Raw genomic sequence first — 17,775 nt, forward strand, 5'->3', positions numbered from 1 at the left:
CTGCTCCTATCCGATTTCTTGACGTGGCCGACCAGGTTTTCGATGTGCCCGAAAACTGGAATCGACCGAACGAACGGGAGAGGCAAGGCCAAGACGGAACGCGACAAGCGCGACCTCCACCCGGTTGCGCACCCCGAGCTTGCCGATGATCTTGGATACGCACGCCTTCACCGTGCTCTCCGAGACAGCGAGCAGTTGCGCGATCTCCCGGTTGAACAGCCCCTTGGCGATACCCTTGAAGACCTGGAGTTCCCGGTCGTTGAGCATGCTCAGCTCATTGGGCAGGTTGCTGGGATCGTAGCCTGGTAACAGGGTGAACCTGGTGAACACCCGGCTGGTCACCGACCCGGCGAGGAAGGCGTCGCCGGAGGCCACCGATCGCAGCGCCGTCGACCAGGACCACGCCGGAGAGTTCTTGAGGATGTAGCCGCGCGCGCCCGCGCGCACCGCTCGCAGCAGCAACTCGTCGCTATGCGCCTCGGTGATGATGATCACGCCAGCCAGCGAGGCCGGCGACCGTTCGAGCAGTTTCCGGCAGAAGTCCAGGCCACCGAATGGCGGCAATGCCGAGTCCACCACCACCACCTGGGGCTGCTGACTGCTTATGATGTCGAGTGCTTCGGGGCCGTTATCGGCGTCACCGACAACCGTCACTTCCTGCTCCCTGCCGAGCACCACCCTGATTCCGGCGCGAGCGAACTCCTGATGGTCGACGACGACCACTCTGATGCGCTGGCCGGTCACGGCCGACTAAACAACTGAGGCTCGGCCGGCACGACCGATCGCCGTCGCAGGCCACCGTCACCAACCGACCGGCAGGCGCAACAGGATCGGTCACGGCACCGGATGGATAACGTAGAAACTCCCCACAGCGCAGCATCTGCCACTACATTGAAGGCACTGTTGGCCGAATAGAGCCTCTGCGCGGACCGGATTCCTTCCCGGGCGCCCGACAGTTGCATGGGTTCTTCTTCATGGACTGGCATGGAATCAACCTTCAGCACGGAACGGGACGTGGCACGCACACACGAGGAAACGTCGAGGCGCACACTCGGAGTTTGAGGGAAGGAAAGGTCGACGTGGAGTAAACGGGCCCAAACATGGGATGAGTTGGGTGTCACCAGCTCGTCTAACGCAGCCTGATCCCAAGGACCACTACCCTGCCGACGATGAACCCGACACCCGACAGCACATCAACTTGCCCATTACTTCGGCGCGTTGGCAGCACGCTGGCTCGGGAGTCGACTAGCGAAGTCCACCGGAAGGTCGCGTCCGTACGGCATGCAGCCCCCTTCACTGACACGGGAAGGCTCAGGGCCTGTGATTCGCCGCTGGGGCAGCAGATCCCAGACACCAGCAGCCTGTCGGCAGAAGAGAGCAGCATCTCAGTGCTGGCGGAAGCGGTACCGGGCACGGTACAGGCGGGAGCGGGCCGTGCCGACTGGGAACTGCAGGGTGTGTGCGATTTCCTCCTCCCACAGACCCAGCCCCTGAGGCAGAGCACCTGTTGGTGAGGGTGGGACAGTCGGTGCAGGATGTCATCGATGTGGACTACGTCCAGCGGATTGGCGTTCTGGGTGGCCTCGTGAAGGGCGTCCGCGCCAGAGGCCGTCGAGAGTCGAGCGGCACGGACCGCCTCCCGGACAGCGATGGTGCGCACTCAGCCGTAGAACGCCCTGGTGTCGCGCAGGTCGCGCACGCAGCGATAGACGGCGAACAATGCCCCCTGTGCGGCGTCGGGTCCGTGCCGCTTGGCGGTCGGCATGCAGATCCGGAGGCATAGGGCGCGATGTGGTCCAGCAGGTCGTTGAGCGCCTGCCGGTCGTCGGACTGCGTCCGCGCGAGCAGGGTCGCTGCGGTCGCGGTCGGGTTCATGTGGACCGTTGTCAAGACGTCGCGCACCCGGTCGGCCCACCCTCCCGGAGCACGAACACGGCGTCGTTGCGCTGCGCGGTGGGCTCGGCCCCCGCCAGCATACGCCAGCTAGGGCCACCGGCCACGCCTATCCGTTCGCGCTCGTAGTTGCTCGAAATGGTTTCCTCCACGGTAGTTGGCAGCCTGATTTTTCGCGTTGCCGAGAGATGGCTGCGAAACTCTCTGCCACTCGTGATCCTTCCCGCAACGCCGACTTCCGCTACAGCACTATCGACAAAATGGCAGCAGGCTGCATGGTTGCGGGCACCTCGATCGCGACGTGGCATAGCTGCGTGATCGGCCACCGAGTGGTCGTCGAGAGATTCATATCGGCTCCGTTGCTCTGGATCCGCCCGCGCCGACGCCGGGCGCGCTCCCGACGCTAGTCGGAGTTCAGGGGACAATACAAATGATTCCCATCAATGCTTTCCATCAATGCCCCTGATGGTCAAGCCTCCGCCCGCCTGGTCGGCGATCTGATCCCGCAGCCAGCTCTGTGCCCCCTCGGCGTCTTGGTGGGCCAGTGGCTCGTGCACCCAGCGACACGAACGGCGTCACGATCGCCAGGAACGGCACGATGAGGACACAACGTTCTCAGCCGGTCGAGTTCGATGACCTGTGCCGCGTCCGGCGCCGTTTCGCGTTCGGGGAGCCGGGCCGTCGTCGAGACGAGCCCGCAGGAATGTCGGCTCGCGGTCGGGGATTTGGATGGGGGGCGCTGGGATGGCGGAATCCGCAGAGCGACGCGATCCGAGCGACCGTGAAGTCGGTGTCCCGCAGCAGGAGTAGGAATCCACGTCGAAACCGGCATAGGGCTCGAGATCAAGATGAGTGGAATCGAACACCATGCGGCCGAGGCTAATGGAGGAACCAGGGCCAGCCGGGCGGAGCGGATCAGGTCCTCGGCCGCCTGGGCGGTCGGTCTGGTCGACCAGCCTGCGGCACACCGGCCGCGCGGTCAGCCACCAGGCGTTCGTAATACCCTAGTTGTTGGGCAAACGCACCGTTGCCTGTTGAATCAGCATATCGACCCGCGCGGCCAACTGGTGCAGTTGCGGGCACTCGTAGAAGGAGTTCAGCGGGACGTCAACGCCGAAGCTGGCCATCACGGCGTCTCGGACCCGAGGAACCGTCAGGGAATCGCCGCCGAGCGCGAAGAAGTCCGCGTCCTGACCCTGCGGCTGGACGTCGAGGACCTGGGACCAGATGAGGGCCAGCTGCCTCTCCGTTGCACTGTCCACGGTGGCATCGACCCGGCCGGGTCCCATGGCATCGAACACCACGGCGGGCAGCCGCTTCCGGTCGATCTTTCCGGACGTCGTCAGTGGCATCTCGTCGAGCACGACGAAACGCGCCGGCACCATGTTCCGCGGCAGCCGTTGGGCGAGGGTCGCCTTGAGCTGCTCCGGCGACACCGAGGCACCGGCGCTGAGTTGGACGTAGGCCACCAGCTGGGATCGTCCCTCGTCGACTTCCCTCTCAACGACCCCGGCGTGCACGATGCCCGCCACGTCCAGCAGGGCGGCCTCGATCTCGCCCAGCTCCACCCGCACGCCGCGAATCTTGATCTGGTGGTCCATCCGCCGGTGGAATACCAGCTCGCCATTGGCCGTCCTGCGGGCCAGATCGCCCGTCCGGTAGATCCGGAACCCGGGTTCGCCGTGCGGGTCGGGGAAGAAGGCCGAGGCGGTCGCCTCGGGATCGTTGAGGTAGCCAGGTGCCAGGAACTGACTGCGCACCCACACCTCGCCCAGCTCGCCGTCGGCCACCTCGTCGCCGTCGGCGGTGCGCAACACGACCTCCCGTCCCGGCAGGGCATGGCCGACCGGCACCGCCGGCGACTGCTCGTCGTCCGGGGTGACCAGGTGGAAGGTGGCCAGGATGTTCTCGGTCTGGCCGTACATGTTGTAGATGTCGGCCCGCGGGAAGATGGCGCGCATCTTCGTAACCAGTGCCGGCCGCAGTTCCTCGCCGGAGACCGTGAGCACCCGCATGTGCTCGAGCGCACCCGCACCGGTGCTGTCCACGGCGTCGGCGAGCGCGCGGTAGAGGCTGGGCGCGGTCACCAGGTGGGTCAGCTCATGGCGGCGGATCCACTCCGCGACCGCGCGCACGTCCGACTTGACCTCAGACGGTGGCATCACAAGGGCTGCTCCGCTGCGGACCACGGAGAAGATCTCCACGCAGGCCGCGTCGTAGGTGAACTGCGCCCACTGGAACTGCCTCGCGCCCTGCGAGAGACCGACCTGGTCGGCGTACCACTCGGTGAGCTGGTCGATGTTGCTCCGCGTCAGGACGATCCCCTTGGGAGTCCCTGTCGAGCCGGAGGTGTAGACCACCGTCGCGGTGTCCGCCGGCAGCGTCGCCGCAACGCGGTCGCGGCTGATGCGCTCGATGTAGGCCTCCGAGGAGTCACCGATCCGCAACAGGCCCAGGTTCAGCTCGGCCAGATCGGCGACCAGCCGCTTGCCCTCCTGACTGCTGTCGGTCAACAGGTACCTGGCTCCGCAGTCGCGGACCACCTTTCGGTTCCTCGTGGCCGGCTGGCTGCTGTCCAGCCACACGAAGGCGGCGCCGACCTCCAACGTGGCGAAGATCGCGGCGACCGCGTCTGGTCCGTGCTCGATGCTGATCACCACGGCGTCGTTGGGACGCAGGCCGACGCAGAACAGCACGTCCGAGTACTGGGTGACGCGGCGGCGCAGGTCGCCGTAGGTGCACACGCCATCGGCCGAGATGATCGCCGTGCGCTCGTCGTCCTCGCGGATCCCACGCAGTGGAGCCAGTAGCTTGGTGGTGTTCGAATGCACGCTATCGCCCTTCAGTCTGACGGACCGGATGGTTGTTCCGGCACCGCGCCATGTCCGATCGAAGGAGTTCGGTGACGGTGTCGCTCAGGCCGGCGGCGTGCGCCGAAGCGATCAAGTGCGGCGCCGGCAGTTCGTCCATGGTGAAGACCGAATCCGTGTACTGCTGCCACTGCGCCATTTCCGCCGCGCCGATCGTGCTGTCCCTGGTACCCACGATCGCGTGCACCGGGCAGCTGAGCGTGGGCCGCTCGGCATCCGGCAACTGGCGCAACAGCTCGATGTCGGCCCAGACAGCGTCGAGCACGACGTCGCGGAGTTCGGCGCACTCAAGGATCTCCTGCGCGCCGTCGTTGGTGCGAAGCAGCAGATCGGGCACCTGCTCGCGGGAGATCGCGGGAAACGGCCTGAGCAGGTGCGGTGGGGAGGCGGACAGCACCACCAGTGCCAGTGCGGGTCGGTCGGATTCGAGTTGCCTCGCGACCTCGGCCGCGAGCAGACCACCGAAACTCTGTCCCAGCAACGCCATCGGCACATCTGGATCGGCGGCTGACCGGAGCGCGTCCGCTATCTGGGCAACCAGTTCCGGCAGGCCAGTCAGGGCTGGCTCGCGGTAGCGGACGAACCGGCCGGGCAGTTGGGTCGCCCACAACTCCGTGTCCGGCGGAAGTGCGGTGCTCAGAGCGGAGAATGACGCCGCCGAACCGCCCGCGTGCGCGAAACACACCAGCCGGAGCCGCGGCGCCCGCCTCGGATGAGGTGTCCAGAACCACGAACTTCTCGCGTCGGGGTGCATGAGCAAGCACATCTCCCGGAATTGGTTGACCACCGTCCATCGGACCCGATGACAACGGGAAACTGGCGTCAAATTACGGTCGGTACACGTTGCGGTCAAGCGAACTGGAAGATCGTGCTGTCGACGGTTGTAATTTCGTCTATTCGAGCGGACACGAAAGTCCGACCCCTGTTGGCCGTTGGACGCGCACTGTTGACGAGCAGCGACCTGTGTTCATAGCTTGATTTCGCTTGGGTGCCTGCCGAGTGAGGAGAGTTTCCCCCGTATGAACGACACGGATGAATCCGAGATATCTGCGGGAACGCTGGTCGAAGTCCTGAGAAGGCGTTCGGCAGATTCTCCGGACGACCAGTTCTACGCATTCCTTTCCGGCGATGTGGAGGTCGCGGAGCAGGCGAGCTACGCGGAACTCGACCGATCGGCCCGTGCGCGCGCCGCGATGCTCCAGCAACGCGGTCTTGCCGGGAGCAACGTCGTGCTTGCCCACCCGTACGGTCTTGAGTTTGTCAACGCCTTCGCCGGATGCCTGTACGCGGGCGTTGCCGCCGCACCCGTGAAGACGCCGCGAGGCCAACGCGACCTCGACCGGCTCCGCCGCGTCGCCGACGCGGCCGGGACGCGGATCGTGCTGACCACCGGGCAGGAACTCCGGGAACTCCGCACACGGTTCACCGACGCCCCCGAGTTGCGGGACCTGGTCCTGATCGAAACGGACGGCATCGCGGATGCGCTGGCCGACCAATGGACCCCGCCGGACATCGACCGGGAGCACACCGCGATGCTCCAGTTCACTTCCGGTTCAACCGGGCGGCCAAAAGGCGTGATGGTCTCCCATCGCAACTTCATCACAGAGGCCGAACTCATCGGCCAGGCCTGGCCCATGCACGACGACGGAGTGGTGGTCTCCTGGGTCCCGTTCCACCACGACCTCGGTCTGGTGTACAGCATCGTCACCCCGTGGGTCCTCGGTGTTCCGGCGTATCTGATGTCACCGGCGTTGTTCGTGAGGCGTCCTCGGCGGCTGTTGGAAGCCATTTCCCGGTTCAGGGCCACGCACATCTGCGGTCCCAACTTCAGTTTCGAACTGTGCCTGCGCGACGCGGCGACCGACCTGGACCAGCTGGACCTGTCCAGCCTGCGGGTGGCGCTCAACGGTGCCGAACTGGTGCGCGAGCACACCGTGCGGCGTTTTACCGAGAAGTTCAAGGCCGCCGGGTTCGATCCGAGGGCGATGTGCGCGGCCTATGGACTCGCCGAGTCAACCCTGGTGGTCTGCGGCTCGCGGGGCGACGAACACCCCAAGGTCCGGTGGCTGTCCGCGTCGGCGCTGCACAACGGCGCCGTCACCGCGGCCGCTGAGGACGATCCCGCTGCCGTGCCGATCGTGAGCTGCGGGCCGCCGATGCCGGGCGTCGCCATCCGCATCGTCGATCCGGTCACCACGCGCGAGCTGGCTGACGAGGAGATCGGCGAGTTGTGGGTGCAGGATCCATGCGTCGCGAAGGGCTACTGGAACCGGCCGGACGCGACCCGGGAGACCTTCCAAGGGCGCATCGCCGGACAGGAGAGCGACGGCGAGTTCCTGCGCACCGGCGACTTGGCGTTCCGGCACGACGGGGAACTGTACATCGCCGGTCGGTTGAAAGACCTGATCATCGTGGATGGGCAGAACTACCACCCGGAGGACATCGAGTCCATCGTCGAGGATTGCGATCCCACGCTGGCCACCGTGTCGTGCGCCGCCTTCGCCGTCGAGCGGGGGGGCGCGGAGCAGGCGGCGGTGCTCGTCGAGATCACCGCGCGCACACTGGCCGAGACGACGGCCGACAAGTTCGCCGAACGCGTCCGGGAGGTGGTCTGGGACAGATGCCAACTGCCGGTCGCCGAGGTGGCGGTGGTCCGCAGGGGAACACTGGCCAAGACCTCAAGCGGCAAGATCCAGCGTTCTGAAAACCGTCGTCTGCTGGAAACCGGTGGCTTCGACGGACAGATCCTGGCTCGTCTGCGCGCCGAACTGAGCCAGCCGGTGCGCGGCACACGTGATGCGCCGCCAGCCACTCCTGCGAGTCTGGTCCGCCCGATGGTACGGCTGACGCTGGCCCGGATTGTCGGCATCCCCGCAGAACAGATCGCCGACGACCAACCGTTCGCGCACTACGGGCTCACCTCCAGTGGCGCGCAGCAACTCGCCGTCGCGGTCGAGGCGGTCGTTGGCCGGTCGATCGACGTCACCCTGGTGCTCAACCACCCCACCGTCGAGGAGTTCACCGAGGCGCTGGGCCGTTCTGAAGAGGCGGTGTAGGGAATGGCCCCGAAGGCAACTGCCCGCGATGACCGCGACATCGCGATCATTGGCATGGCCTGTCGTTTCCCCGGCGCGGTGAAAACTGCCGAGGACCTCCTGCGGCTTTCGCTCGATGGTGTCGACGCGGTCACCGAGGTGCCGGACTCCCGGCGGCTCGGCGATCTCTACTCGCCCGACCCGACCGAGCCGGGCCGGATCAGCACCCGCTGGCTCGGCTGCGTCGACGGGATCGACCAGTTCGACGCGGAGTTCTTCGGCATCACGGCGCGGGAAGCCGAACAGATGGATCCGCAACAGCGGATTCTGCTGGAGACGGCGTACGAGGCGTTGGAGCTGGCCGGAGTGCCGCCGACGAGCCGCCAACTGGCCACCGGCGGGGTGTTCGTTGGTGTCAGCGGCAGCGACTACGGCCGACTGCTCGGCCAGCAGCTGACCGAACTCGGTGGGCATTTCGTCACCGGGCATGCCAGTTCCATCGTGGCCAACAGGCTGTCGTACCTGCTGGACATGGGCGGCCCAAGCATGGCCGTGGACACCGCCTGTTCGTCCTCCCTGGTGGCCGTGCACCTCGCGGTGCGTGCGCTGCGCGAGGGGGACTGCTCGCTGGCCCTGGCCGCTGGCGTGAACCTGATACTCGCGGCCGACAACTGGGTGTCCGTGTCCAAGGCCGGCATGATGTCCCCGACCGGGCGCTGCCGTTCCTTCGGTGCCGGGGCCGACGGCTTCGTTCGCGCGGATGGCTGCGGCGTGCTGGTGCTCAAGACGTTGGCCCAGGCCCAGCGGGACGGCGACGAGATCCACGCGGTGATCCGGGGCAGCGCAGTCAACCAGGACGGAGCCAGCAACGGGCTGACCGCGCCCAACGGCCCAGCTCAGGAGGCGGTCATCCGTGCCGCGTTGTCCGATGCCGGGGTGCGGCCCGAACAGGTCGGCTACGTGGAAGCGCACGGGTCCGGCACGCCCCTTGGGGATCCGATCGAGTTCGGCGCGCTCGCCGCGACGTACGGGAAGGTGCCCGCGGGAAGCCCTTCTTGTTACGTGGGTTCGGTGAAATCCAATATCGGGCACACCGAGTCGGCGGCGGGAATGGCCGGCATCATCCGGCTCGTGGCCTCCCTGCGAGCGGGGTCCGTCCCGGGTTCCCTGCACACCGAGGAACTCAACCCTCGACTGTCGGCGAACAGGACGCGGCTCGCGGTCGCCCAACGGAACATGCGCTGGCCCGACGGACCCGATCGTCGGATGGGTGCGGTCAGCTCGTTCGGGTTCGGCGGCACCAACGCGCATGTGGTTGTCCAGCAGGCGGAACCGGTGTCACACCGACCGTCGACGCCCGCGCCGGCGACACTGGTGCTGCCGCTGTCGGCCAAGGGCAGGCAGCCACTGCGGGAGTTGGCAGGGCGGTATCTGTCCCTGCTGTCCGAGGATGACGGCGCGGCAGCAGAGGACCTTTGCTACAGCGCCTCCGCGCGGCGCGCCCACCACCCGGTGCGCATCGCGCTCAGCGGACGGGACCGCGCCGAGTTGCGTCAGTCAGTGGAATCGTTCCTGGCCGACGGAGGGACGCCCGACACAGTGGAGGGACCGGTCTGGCGCGACACCGTCTTCGTCTTCCCAGGACTGGGGCGGCAGACGACCGGGCTCAGTGCGGCGCTCCTCTCGGAGCCAACCCTGGTCGAGCACGTTCACCGCTGTTCCGACGCGTTCGCCCCGCTGTTGGGCGTTTCCCTGTTCGAGTTGCTGAGCCAGGGCGGCCCCGAGGTCAATGAGGTGGCGCTGACTCGAGCGGACATCGGGCAGGCTCTGCACTTCGCTGTGCAGAGCGGGCTGGCCGGACTGTGGTCGTCGTTCGGCCTGCGGCCGGCGGCCGTGATAGGGCACAGCGCGGGGGAGGCGGCCGCTGCGTACGTTTCCGGCATGCTGGACTTCCACGCTGCGGTGGCGTTGGTGGTCGCCCGGGGGTCGGTCATGCAGCACGCCGCCGCCGATCGTCGCATGGTGGCGGTTGCCGCTGCACCGCAGGAGATCGGCGACCTGCTCACGCGCTGCCCGAAGGACGTCGTGCTGGCGGTGGACAACGGGCCGAGCAATGTCACGCTGTCCGGCCCGACCGAGTCGATCGAGCAACTGGCCGCCCAGCTCGAGGCCGACGGCTACCGAGCGCGACTGCTGTCGATACGATTCGGCTCCCACCACCCCGATCTCGCACCTGTTGGCGAGGAACTCGCGCGCCGTGGCGTCGGCACCGCGACCGGTCCCGGGTCCATCCCGCTGTTCTCCTCGATCACCGGCGCTCTGCTCGACCGCGCGCAGATGGACCCCGGGCACTGGGGCCGGGGCGTGGTCAACTCGGTACAGTTCCGGTCCGCCGTGCAGCAGGCCGCCACCGCGGGATTCACCAGCTTCCTCGAGATCAGTCCACAACAGTCACTGCTCGGCCCGGTACACACCAGCGCGGCCGCCGTCGGCGTGCGGGCGAGCGTGCTGCACGCGCTCGGTGAGGAAGGTGACGGCACGGCGAGCGCGCGGGCCGTGCTGCCCGAGTTGTACGTGCGCCGCGCCGCTCTCGACTGGCAGACGGTGTACCAGGGCGGACGTTTCCTGCCCAGCACTCCGACCTATCCCTGGCAGCGCGTACGCCACTGGGCACTGGACGGCCGGACTCCCACCGGCATCGAACCACCGCAGGAATCAGTGAGGAGGGGCAAGATGCCAGCATCACAGGAACAGGCCCTGGCCGAGGTGGCCAACGAAGTGGCCACGATCCTGAAGTACCCCAGGGAACAGATCACGCAGCAGTCCTTCTTCCTCGAACTGGGCGCGGACAGCATCCTGCTGCTCCAACTGGTCAACACGTTGAACAAGCGCCATGGCACGTCGTTCAAGGCGACCGACCTGTTCGAGAGGTACCAGTCCGTCGGTGATCTCGCCGCCGCGCTCGCGGAGTCCGGTGCCTTCTCCGAGGAAGCCGCCAGTAAGCCCGAAGCCCCAGCCGCACCGGTTCAGCAGGTGACCGCACTGACCGCGTCCACCGGCCTCGACGCGGTGGTTCGCAACCAACTCGTGATCATGCAGCAACAACTGGCCCTGCTCGGCGGCTCGCCGGCCGTCCAGGTCCAGGACGCCGCGCCCGCCAAGGAGCCGGCACCGCAGCGCACCGCACCCGCAACCCCCAACTCCACCGCACCCGCAACCTCCAGGTCCACCGCACCCGCAGCCCCCAGGTCGACCACCCCGGCCACGGCCGGCACACGGCTCAGCGACCGGCAGAAGTCCTATGTGGACTCCCTGGTGCGGCGCATGGAGGAACGCAGCCCGCAGTCGAAGAAGCTCGCCGGCCTGCACCGCAACCGAATGGTGGAAAGCCGCCCATGGGGGAACTTCCGGCCCGAGCTGAAGGAACTCAACTTCCCCATCGTCATAGACCGGGGCAGGGGAGCGCACTTCTGGGACCCCGACGGCAGCGAGTACATCGACTACTGCGTCGGCTTCGGCGTGCACATCTTCGGCCACAACCCGCAGTTCATCCAGGACGCGGTCGCCGAGCAACTGCCGCGCTCGTTCACACTGGGACCGCAGGTGGAACTCACCTACCGGGTCGCCGAGACGTTCTGCCGGATCACCGGGCACGACCGGGTCTCCTTCTGCAACACCGGATCGGAAGCGGTGATGGGCGCGGTGCGCCTTGCCCGGCTCGGGACCGGCCGGCGGAAGGTGGCCTACTTCGAGAAGTCCTACCACGGCATCACCGACGGGATGCTCGGACGGCGTGGTGAGGAACTCGGCAGCGTGAGCTCGATGGTGGACGGCGTGTCGCCCGGTGCACTGCACGACGTGGTCATCCTGCCGTACAACGACCAGGCCGCGCTGGACTACATCGCCGCCAACAGCCACGAGATCGCCGCGGTCGTCTGCGAACCGATCCAGGCGCGCAACCCGGTTGGGCAGCCAGCCGAGTTCCTGCGCAAGTTGCGGCGCCTGACCCAGGATACCGGCACGGTGCTGATCTTCGACGAGATGATCACCGGGTTCCGCATGCACATCCGCGGCGCACAGGGGCTGTTCGGGATCATGCCGGACCTGGCGACCTACGGCAAGGTGCTCGGCGGGGGCCTTCCGGTGGCGGCGATCGCCGGCAAGCAGGCCCTGATGGACGGGCTCGACGGTGGCAGCTGGGGCTACGGCGACCAGAGCGCTCCGACCGCGGAGACCACGTTCTTCGGAGGCACGTTCCAGAAGCACCCGCTGGCGATGGCGGCGGCCAACGCCACCCTGGACTACCTGGAAGAACACGAGGACACCGTCTACACCGAGCTGAACGACAGGACCGCGCGGGTGGTCGGTGCGCTGTCCGACCTGTTCGTCCAGCACGATGTGCCGTACTCGCTGGCATCCATCGGCTCACTGTGGCGGTTCCAGTACCGCGGGATGTCCAACCTGTACCACCCGCTGCCGTTGGAGATGCTCTACCACAGCCTGCTGGCGGACGGCATCTACATGTGGGAGGGCAGGACGTTCTTCATGTCCGCCGCCCACACCGACAGCGACGCCGAGCGCCTGATCGATGCGGTGGACCGCGGTCTGCACGACTTGCGGGAGGCGGAGTTCCTGGACGGCGCCGCCACCGTACCCCCGGTTCGGACGGCTGACCGCTGGCCGATGTCCGCCCAGCAACGAGAGGTGTGGCAGATCAGCCAGCGGCTCGAGCCGAAATCGGTGGTCTATAACGAGACCGCGGTGCTGGAGCTCACCGGCGAGCTGGACCTGCCGGCACTGGATGCCGCGTTGGCCGCGGTACGGCAACGGCACCCGGCACTGCGCGCGGTCTGCTCCTCCGACGGACGCGACCTGGTCGTGGTCGGCGGCGCCGAAAGCACGACACCTGTGCACACGGTGTCCCCGGGAGGCAGTCCGCAGGCCGTGATCGACGAGTTCTCCAACACACCGTTCGATCTCGCAGCGGGGCCGCTGTTCCGTCCCACTGTGCTTCGGCATTCAGACACCCACCACCACCTGCTGGTCTCAGCCCACCACGTGGTGTTCGACGGCACCTCCATGGTCGCCGTGCTCAACGACCTCGCCGACGGCTACACGCGCGCCACACGGGGCCTGGCCCCGGTGACGATGCGGGGTGGACGGACACAGCCCGCATCCACGGAACTGGCGGCGGGTGAACGAAAGGCGGCGCTCGACTACTGGCAGCAGCGTCTGGACACACCTCCCGCACTGGCGTGGGCTGACCCGGACCGCCCGGCGAGCGCTCCGGCGACCCGGCAGGCGTTCCACTTCGACTCCGGCCTGTGGGCGGCGTTGGTGAACCGGTGCGCGCAACTGCGCTGCACACCGTTCATGGCGGTCTTCAGCGCGTTCACCGCGGCGCTGCACGAGGTGACCGGACACGATGACCTGGTGGTCAGCACCCCGGTCGACCAGTGCCGGGGCGAGGCGGAACAGGGACTGGTCGGACACTTCGTCAGCTACGTCCCGGTGCGCAGCCGACTCACCGACACCGGCTTCCCCGCGCACCGCAAGCGGTTCAGCCAACTGCTCGGCGAGGACTTGGCCAACGGGACCTTGCCGCTGGAAAGCATCCTTGGTGCACTCGCCGACCGGGCGCAGCTCGATGACCCCTGGCTCGCCCGCCAGCAGTTCACTTCCGTGGTGTTCAACCTCAACCGCCCGATGCCATCGCCGAAGATGGGCGACCTGGACGTCCAGGTGAGCCTGCCGTCCACCGTGGAAGCGATGTTCGACCTGCTCTTCGACGTCGTCCCGATGGAGGACAAGGTGTTCGTGGAGATCGTGCACCGCGACCGGATACCCGCGGAGGACGTCGCGCTGCTCTGGACGCGTTGGCTCGAACTGGTACGTGAGACCGCACATGCCAACGGAGAGTCCTGAATGGCCCCGCAACGCAACGAGTCCATCGCCGACCTGCTGCGGTCGGCGTTGGAACGGAATCCCGACGCGGTGGCGGTTCGCACGCTGGACCGGCAGCTCACCTACCGTGAGCTGCTCGGCAAGGCCGGTGCGGTCGCCAAGCGACTGGACGCGGTGGAGGTACCGGTCGACGAACCCGTTGGCCTGCTGCTGCGGCGCACGCCCGAACTGATCGCGGCACTGCTCGGCGTACTGCTGTCCGGCCGGACCTACCTGCCGTTGGACGCCGGCCACCCCGCGGACCGAATCGCCTTCCTGCTGGCGGATTCGGGCGCGCGGCGAGTGCTGGTCGACCAGGACTGCGCCGGTTCAGTGCCACCAGGGCCGTGGACGCTGATTGACACCGATGCGTGCATGGCCAACCACCGCGAGGGCGAACTGCCCTTCCGCGCAACGGTTCCGGGGGCGACCGCGCTGGTCATCTACACCTCGGGCACCACCGGCGCGCCGAAGGGGTGCTGGATCACCCACCGGAGCCTGGACAACTTCGTGGGTTGGACCGTCCACCACTGTCCCCGTGAGACATTCGAGTGCAGCGTCGCAGCAACGTCGCTCTGCTTCGACTTCTCCGTCGCCGAGATCCTGCCGGCACTGACCGTCGGCGGTTCGGTGCTGGTGTTGAACAATCACGTGGAGGTGGCGGACCTGCCGGCGCACGTGCGGCCGACGCAGATCAACGGGGTGCCCAGCGTGCTGAGCGACGTGATGCGCGACCGGCCGCTGCCGAGCAGCGTGCAGCTGGTCACCCTGGGCGGCGAAGCCGTGCCGCCCAGCCTGGTCGCCAGGCTGCTCGACAGCGGCGTTCCCCTGGTGCGCAACGTGTACGGACCGACCGAGACAACCGTGGTCGCCACATCGACCTACCTCACCCGCGCTGACACCGATCGGACTGTCTCGCTCGGGGACCCCGTTTCCGGGGTTGAGATCTACCTGGTCGACGACGCCTTCCAACAGGTTCCCGATGGGGCTGTCGGTGAACTGGTGATCGGCGGCATCGGCGTCAGCAACGGCTATCCCCGGCTGCCGGCCCTGACCGCCAGCAGGTTCGTCGCCGACCCCTTCTCCGGAAACCCCGGCCGTCGTGTGTACCGAAGCGGGGACCACGCGCGGCGCACCGAAGACGGCCGGCTGGAGTTCGTTGGAAGGCGTGACCACCAGGTCAAGATCCGCGGCGTGCGGATCGAGCTCAGCGAGATCGAGCAGGTGCTGATGAGCCATCGGCTGGTGTCGGCAGCCGCGGTGAGCGTCGCCGGTACCGAACCGGCGCAGTATCTGCTGGCCTACATATGGCCCGCCGACCACGGAACCCCGCCGACTGTCGCCGAACTGAGCGCGCACGTCGGCGCCAAGCTGCCAAGCGCGTTGCGGCCGGCCCACTACGCGTTGCTCGACGAGCTTCCCCTCACCACGAACGGGAAGATCGACCGCTCACGGCTGCCACGCGAACCGCAGTTGCTCGCCGACCGCGACCACAGGTCACCCGAAGTCGCGAACGAAGAGGTTGGGCTGCTGGAAGGGCGGCTGGCCGAGATCTGGGCGAGCACGTTGAAAGTCCAAACGGTGCGGCGCGACGACAACATCTACGCCCTGGGCGGCAACTCCATGGCACTGATCAGGATCAGGAAGTCGATCGGCGCTGAGTTGGGGATGGACGTACCGATGCAGGTCCTCCTCGGCTGCCCGACCGTGGCCGAGCTCGCCGCTGAGCTGCTCGACGAGTTTCCTGCTGACCCGGACATGACGCGCGGGAAGGTGCGATGAGAATGAACTGTTTCGACGATCCGAACGGCCAGTTCCTGGTGCTGGTAAACGACGAGAGGCAGCACTCGCTGTGGCCGAGCTTCAATGACGTGCCCGCCGGTTGGCAGGTGGTCCAGGGCCCGGACACACGAGCCGACTGCATGGCCTACATCGAGGAGAACTGGACCGACCTGCGGCCCAAGAGCCTCATAGGGTCGGCATCGCAACGGGGTGACTGATGATCACCTCAGACCAGACAGCTGTGCTCGCCGGGCTCGGTACCTGCCTTCCCGTGGGGGAAGAGGACAACGCGGCACTGTCCGAGCGCCTGGACACCAGCGATTCCTGGATACGCGAGAGGACAGGCATCGCCGCACGGCGGATTGCCGGCCCCGACGTGTCGATGCGCGACTTGGCCGTCGCGGCGGGCGAGAACGCTCTCAAGGCGGCCGGTCTCGCCGAGGTCGACGCGGTGGTGGTGGCGACGTCGACCCCTGATCGTCCTCTACCCGCTGCGGGACCACAGGTTGCCAGCAGCCTCGGGCTTGGTTCTGTGCCCGCGTTCGACGTGTCCGCCGCGTGCTCCGGCTTCATCTACGCGTTGGCGGTGTCGGCCGGCCTGATCGGGACCGGCCTTGCCGGCGACATCCTCATGGTGGCCTCGGAGAAGTACTCAAGGGCCGTCGACCCGGCGGACCGTGCCACGAGGGTGCTGTTCGGCGACGGTGCCGGGGCGGCTGTGCTGAGAAGCGGCCGGCGCGACGAGCGGGGGGCGGTGCTCGCCGTGGATTGGGGGAGCGACGGAACTGGCCGCGACCTGATCCATTGGCCCGGGGGGCAGGGCGGTTACCTCTCGATGGCCGGCAAACGGGTCTACCTCAAAGCGATCGAGCACATGACGAGCTCGACACTGCGGGTGCTCGACCAGTGCGGCTGGGCGATCAGCGAAGTTGACACCTTCGTCCCGCACCAGGCCAACATGCGGATCATCCGGGCTGTGGCGCAGCAGCTCTCGCTGCCCGAAGACAGGGCGGTGTGCGCGTTGGAGCGGACCGGGAACACCGCGGGGGCGTCGATTCCGCTCGCACTGGCGCACGGGCAGGCGAACGGGACGATCAGAGCCGGTGATCGCATGGTGCTCACGGCCTTCGGCGCCGGGCTCGCCTGGGCATCGGCGGCACTGGTGTGGCCGGAGATCAACACGGTTGAATCAGAACTGTAGGAGGAGAACACCATCATGATGTACGACTACCTGCGCAACCTGCTCGAAGAGACTTTCCGGGTCAGCGGCGAGATCGCGCCGGACAAGAGCTTCGAGGACCTCGACCTCGACTCGCTGACCACAGCCGAGATCTGTGCCGCCCTGGAGGATGACCTCAAGGTGACCATCGACGACGCGGAAGTGAACCAGCAGATCACCTTGGGTGAGTTGGCCGATCTGTTGCAGCACAAGGGCGCTGTCCTCTCCCGATGACCCTTGCGGGTGCCGAAAACTCCATGCACAGCTGTGACATGGGTGTTTTCGTGAGAGGCTGACGATCGCCAGGTGGACGTGTCTGGGTGTCGGACGCTCCCCCACGAATTGGGTTCATGCAGCGCCAGACCGACAGTTCCCGTGACGCCCCTACGGTGCGTGTGCCGATCATTCATCCACCCGGGTGTAAGCGGTTTGGTTCCCCGGCCCCCGGCCGCCCTTCCTCCACCCAGTTGTCTCCACTGCGCAGGGCATCGACACCATCATGATCTTCGTGCTGCTGTGCCTTGCGTACCTCGCCGTGCCCTAGTGGAGATCCTGGCGCTGCTACACCAGTTGCTGGTCTGCGGCGCCAGGTCGGCGAGTCCACGTTCACCGACAACGACCGCGCTGTCCTCGCCGGCATTGGTCGAGCCTGCTGGTGCTGCCCGCCGCGTGCATCGGCAGCGCTACCTCATCTACGTAAGGAAACGATTCGTCGTCCGCATGCAACACGTCCAGGACATCGTGCAGAGGGCAGGACCACACAGCCCGGCTCGGTCTTCCTGAACAACGGCCACCGCAGCCCTGAGAAAGAGGCGCAGGCATGACCGTCCGAACGCAAGCAACGGTCGGCACCTCTTCGGTGTCGAGCTCCGGCTTCATGCGTTTCTGGTTCGGCCAGACACTCTCCCAGTTCGGCACGCGCATCGGCGCACTGGGTATGCCGGTCATCGCTGTTGACGTCCTGCATGCCAGCAACACGCAGGTTGGCATCCTGGGGGCCGTATCCGGGTGTGTCCAGCCAGTGGTGTAACTC

Annotated in this window: 10 protein-coding genes; 7 read left to right on the forward strand and 3 right to left on the reverse strand. The window is 67.0% G+C overall.

All coding sequences use genetic code 11. The features are described from left to right. Positions 1-6 precede the first annotated feature (6 nt). The 3 genes from P3G67_RS07385 to P3G67_RS07395 form a co-directional block, all read right to left on the reverse strand. Positions 7-744: a response regulator gene (locus tag P3G67_RS07385; RefSeq protein ID WP_276092715.1), complete on the reverse strand. Its 738-nt coding sequence runs from the start codon at positions 742-744 to the stop codon at positions 7-9. A 2,153-nt stretch (positions 745-2,897) separates the two neighbouring features. Next, positions 2,898-4,724, reverse strand: coding sequence for a non-ribosomal peptide synthetase (locus tag P3G67_RS07390; RefSeq protein ID WP_276092716.1), 1,827 nt, complete (start codon positions 4,722-4,724; stop codon positions 2,898-2,900). 1 nt (position 4,725) lies between these two features. After that, positions 4,726-5,448 carry a thioesterase II family protein gene (locus tag P3G67_RS07395; protein WP_276092717.1) on the reverse strand — a complete coding sequence of 241 codons (723 nt, stop codon included), beginning with the start codon at positions 5,446-5,448 and terminating at the stop codon, positions 4,726-4,728. A 334-nt stretch (positions 5,449-5,782) separates the two neighbouring features. On the opposite strand from P3G67_RS07395, the gene P3G67_RS07400 reads away from it, so the two are divergent. The 7 genes from P3G67_RS07400 (at position 5,783) to P3G67_RS07430 (ending at position 17,772) form a co-directional block, all read left to right on the forward strand. Beyond that, positions 5,783-7,819, forward strand: a complete 2,037-nt coding sequence (locus P3G67_RS07400) for an AMP-binding protein (protein WP_276092718.1) — start codon at positions 5,783-5,785, stop codon at positions 7,817-7,819. A 3-nt stretch (positions 7,820-7,822) separates the two neighbouring features. Beyond that, positions 7,823-13,723, forward strand: coding sequence for a type I polyketide synthase (locus P3G67_RS07405; protein WP_276092719.1), 5,901 nt, complete (start codon positions 7,823-7,825; stop codon positions 13,721-13,723). After that, positions 13,724-15,523 (forward strand): non-ribosomal peptide synthetase, encoded by a 1,800-nt coding sequence (locus P3G67_RS07410; protein WP_276092720.1) that lies wholly within the window; start codon positions 13,724-13,726, stop codon positions 15,521-15,523. It begins immediately after the preceding gene. Beyond that, positions 15,520-15,741 (forward strand): MbtH family protein, encoded by a 222-nt coding sequence (locus P3G67_RS07415; RefSeq protein WP_276092721.1) that lies wholly within the window; start codon positions 15,520-15,522, stop codon positions 15,739-15,741. Before P3G67_RS07410 ends, P3G67_RS07415 begins: the two co-directional genes overlap by 4 nt. Beyond that, positions 15,741-16,724, forward strand: a complete 984-nt coding sequence (locus P3G67_RS07420) for a beta-ketoacyl-ACP synthase III (protein ID WP_276092722.1) — start codon at positions 15,741-15,743, stop codon at positions 16,722-16,724. The genes P3G67_RS07415 and P3G67_RS07420 overlap by 1 nt, the downstream gene beginning before the upstream one ends. 15 nt (positions 16,725-16,739) lie before the next feature. Continuing rightward, a complete protein-coding gene (locus tag P3G67_RS07425) occupies positions 16,740-16,976 on the forward strand; it encodes an acyl carrier protein (RefSeq protein ID WP_276092723.1) in 237 nt (78 codons plus the stop codon). 586 nt (positions 16,977-17,562) lie between these two features. Continuing rightward, positions 17,563-17,772: a hypothetical protein gene (locus P3G67_RS07430; RefSeq protein WP_276092724.1), complete on the forward strand. Its 210-nt coding sequence runs from the start codon at positions 17,563-17,565 to the stop codon at positions 17,770-17,772. Positions 17,773-17,775 lie beyond the last annotated feature (3 nt).

The sequence above is a fragment of the Streptomyces silvisoli genome (assembly GCF_029269905.1).
Taxonomy (GTDB): domain Bacteria; phylum Actinomycetota; class Actinomycetes; order Streptomycetales; family Streptomycetaceae; genus Streptantibioticus_A; species Streptantibioticus_A silvisoli_A.

What these genes read in the sequence shown, in the direction of transcription:
- P3G67_RS07400 (WP_276092718.1), top strand. Translation starts at nt 5,783, where the DNA reads ATGAACGACACGGATGAATCCGAGATATCTGCGGGAACGCTGGTCGAA.
- P3G67_RS07405 (WP_276092719.1), top strand. Translation starts at nt 7,823, where the DNA reads ATGGCCCCGAAGGCAACTGCCCGCGATGACCGCGACATCGCGATCATT.
- P3G67_RS07410 (WP_276092720.1), top strand. Translation starts at nt 13,724, where the DNA reads ATGGCCCCGCAACGCAACGAGTCCATCGCCGACCTGCTGCGGTCGGCG.
- P3G67_RS07415 (WP_276092721.1), top strand. Translation starts at nt 15,520, where the DNA reads ATGAGAATGAACTGTTTCGACGATCCGAACGGCCAGTTCCTGGTGCTG.
- P3G67_RS07420 (WP_276092722.1), top strand. Translation starts at nt 15,741, where the DNA reads ATGATCACCTCAGACCAGACAGCTGTGCTCGCCGGGCTCGGTACCTGC.
- P3G67_RS07425 (WP_276092723.1), top strand. Translation starts at nt 16,740, where the DNA reads ATGATGTACGACTACCTGCGCAACCTGCTCGAAGAGACTTTCCGGGTC.
- P3G67_RS07430 (WP_276092724.1), top strand. Translation starts at nt 17,563, where the DNA reads ATGACCGTCCGAACGCAAGCAACGGTCGGCACCTCTTCGGTGTCGAGC.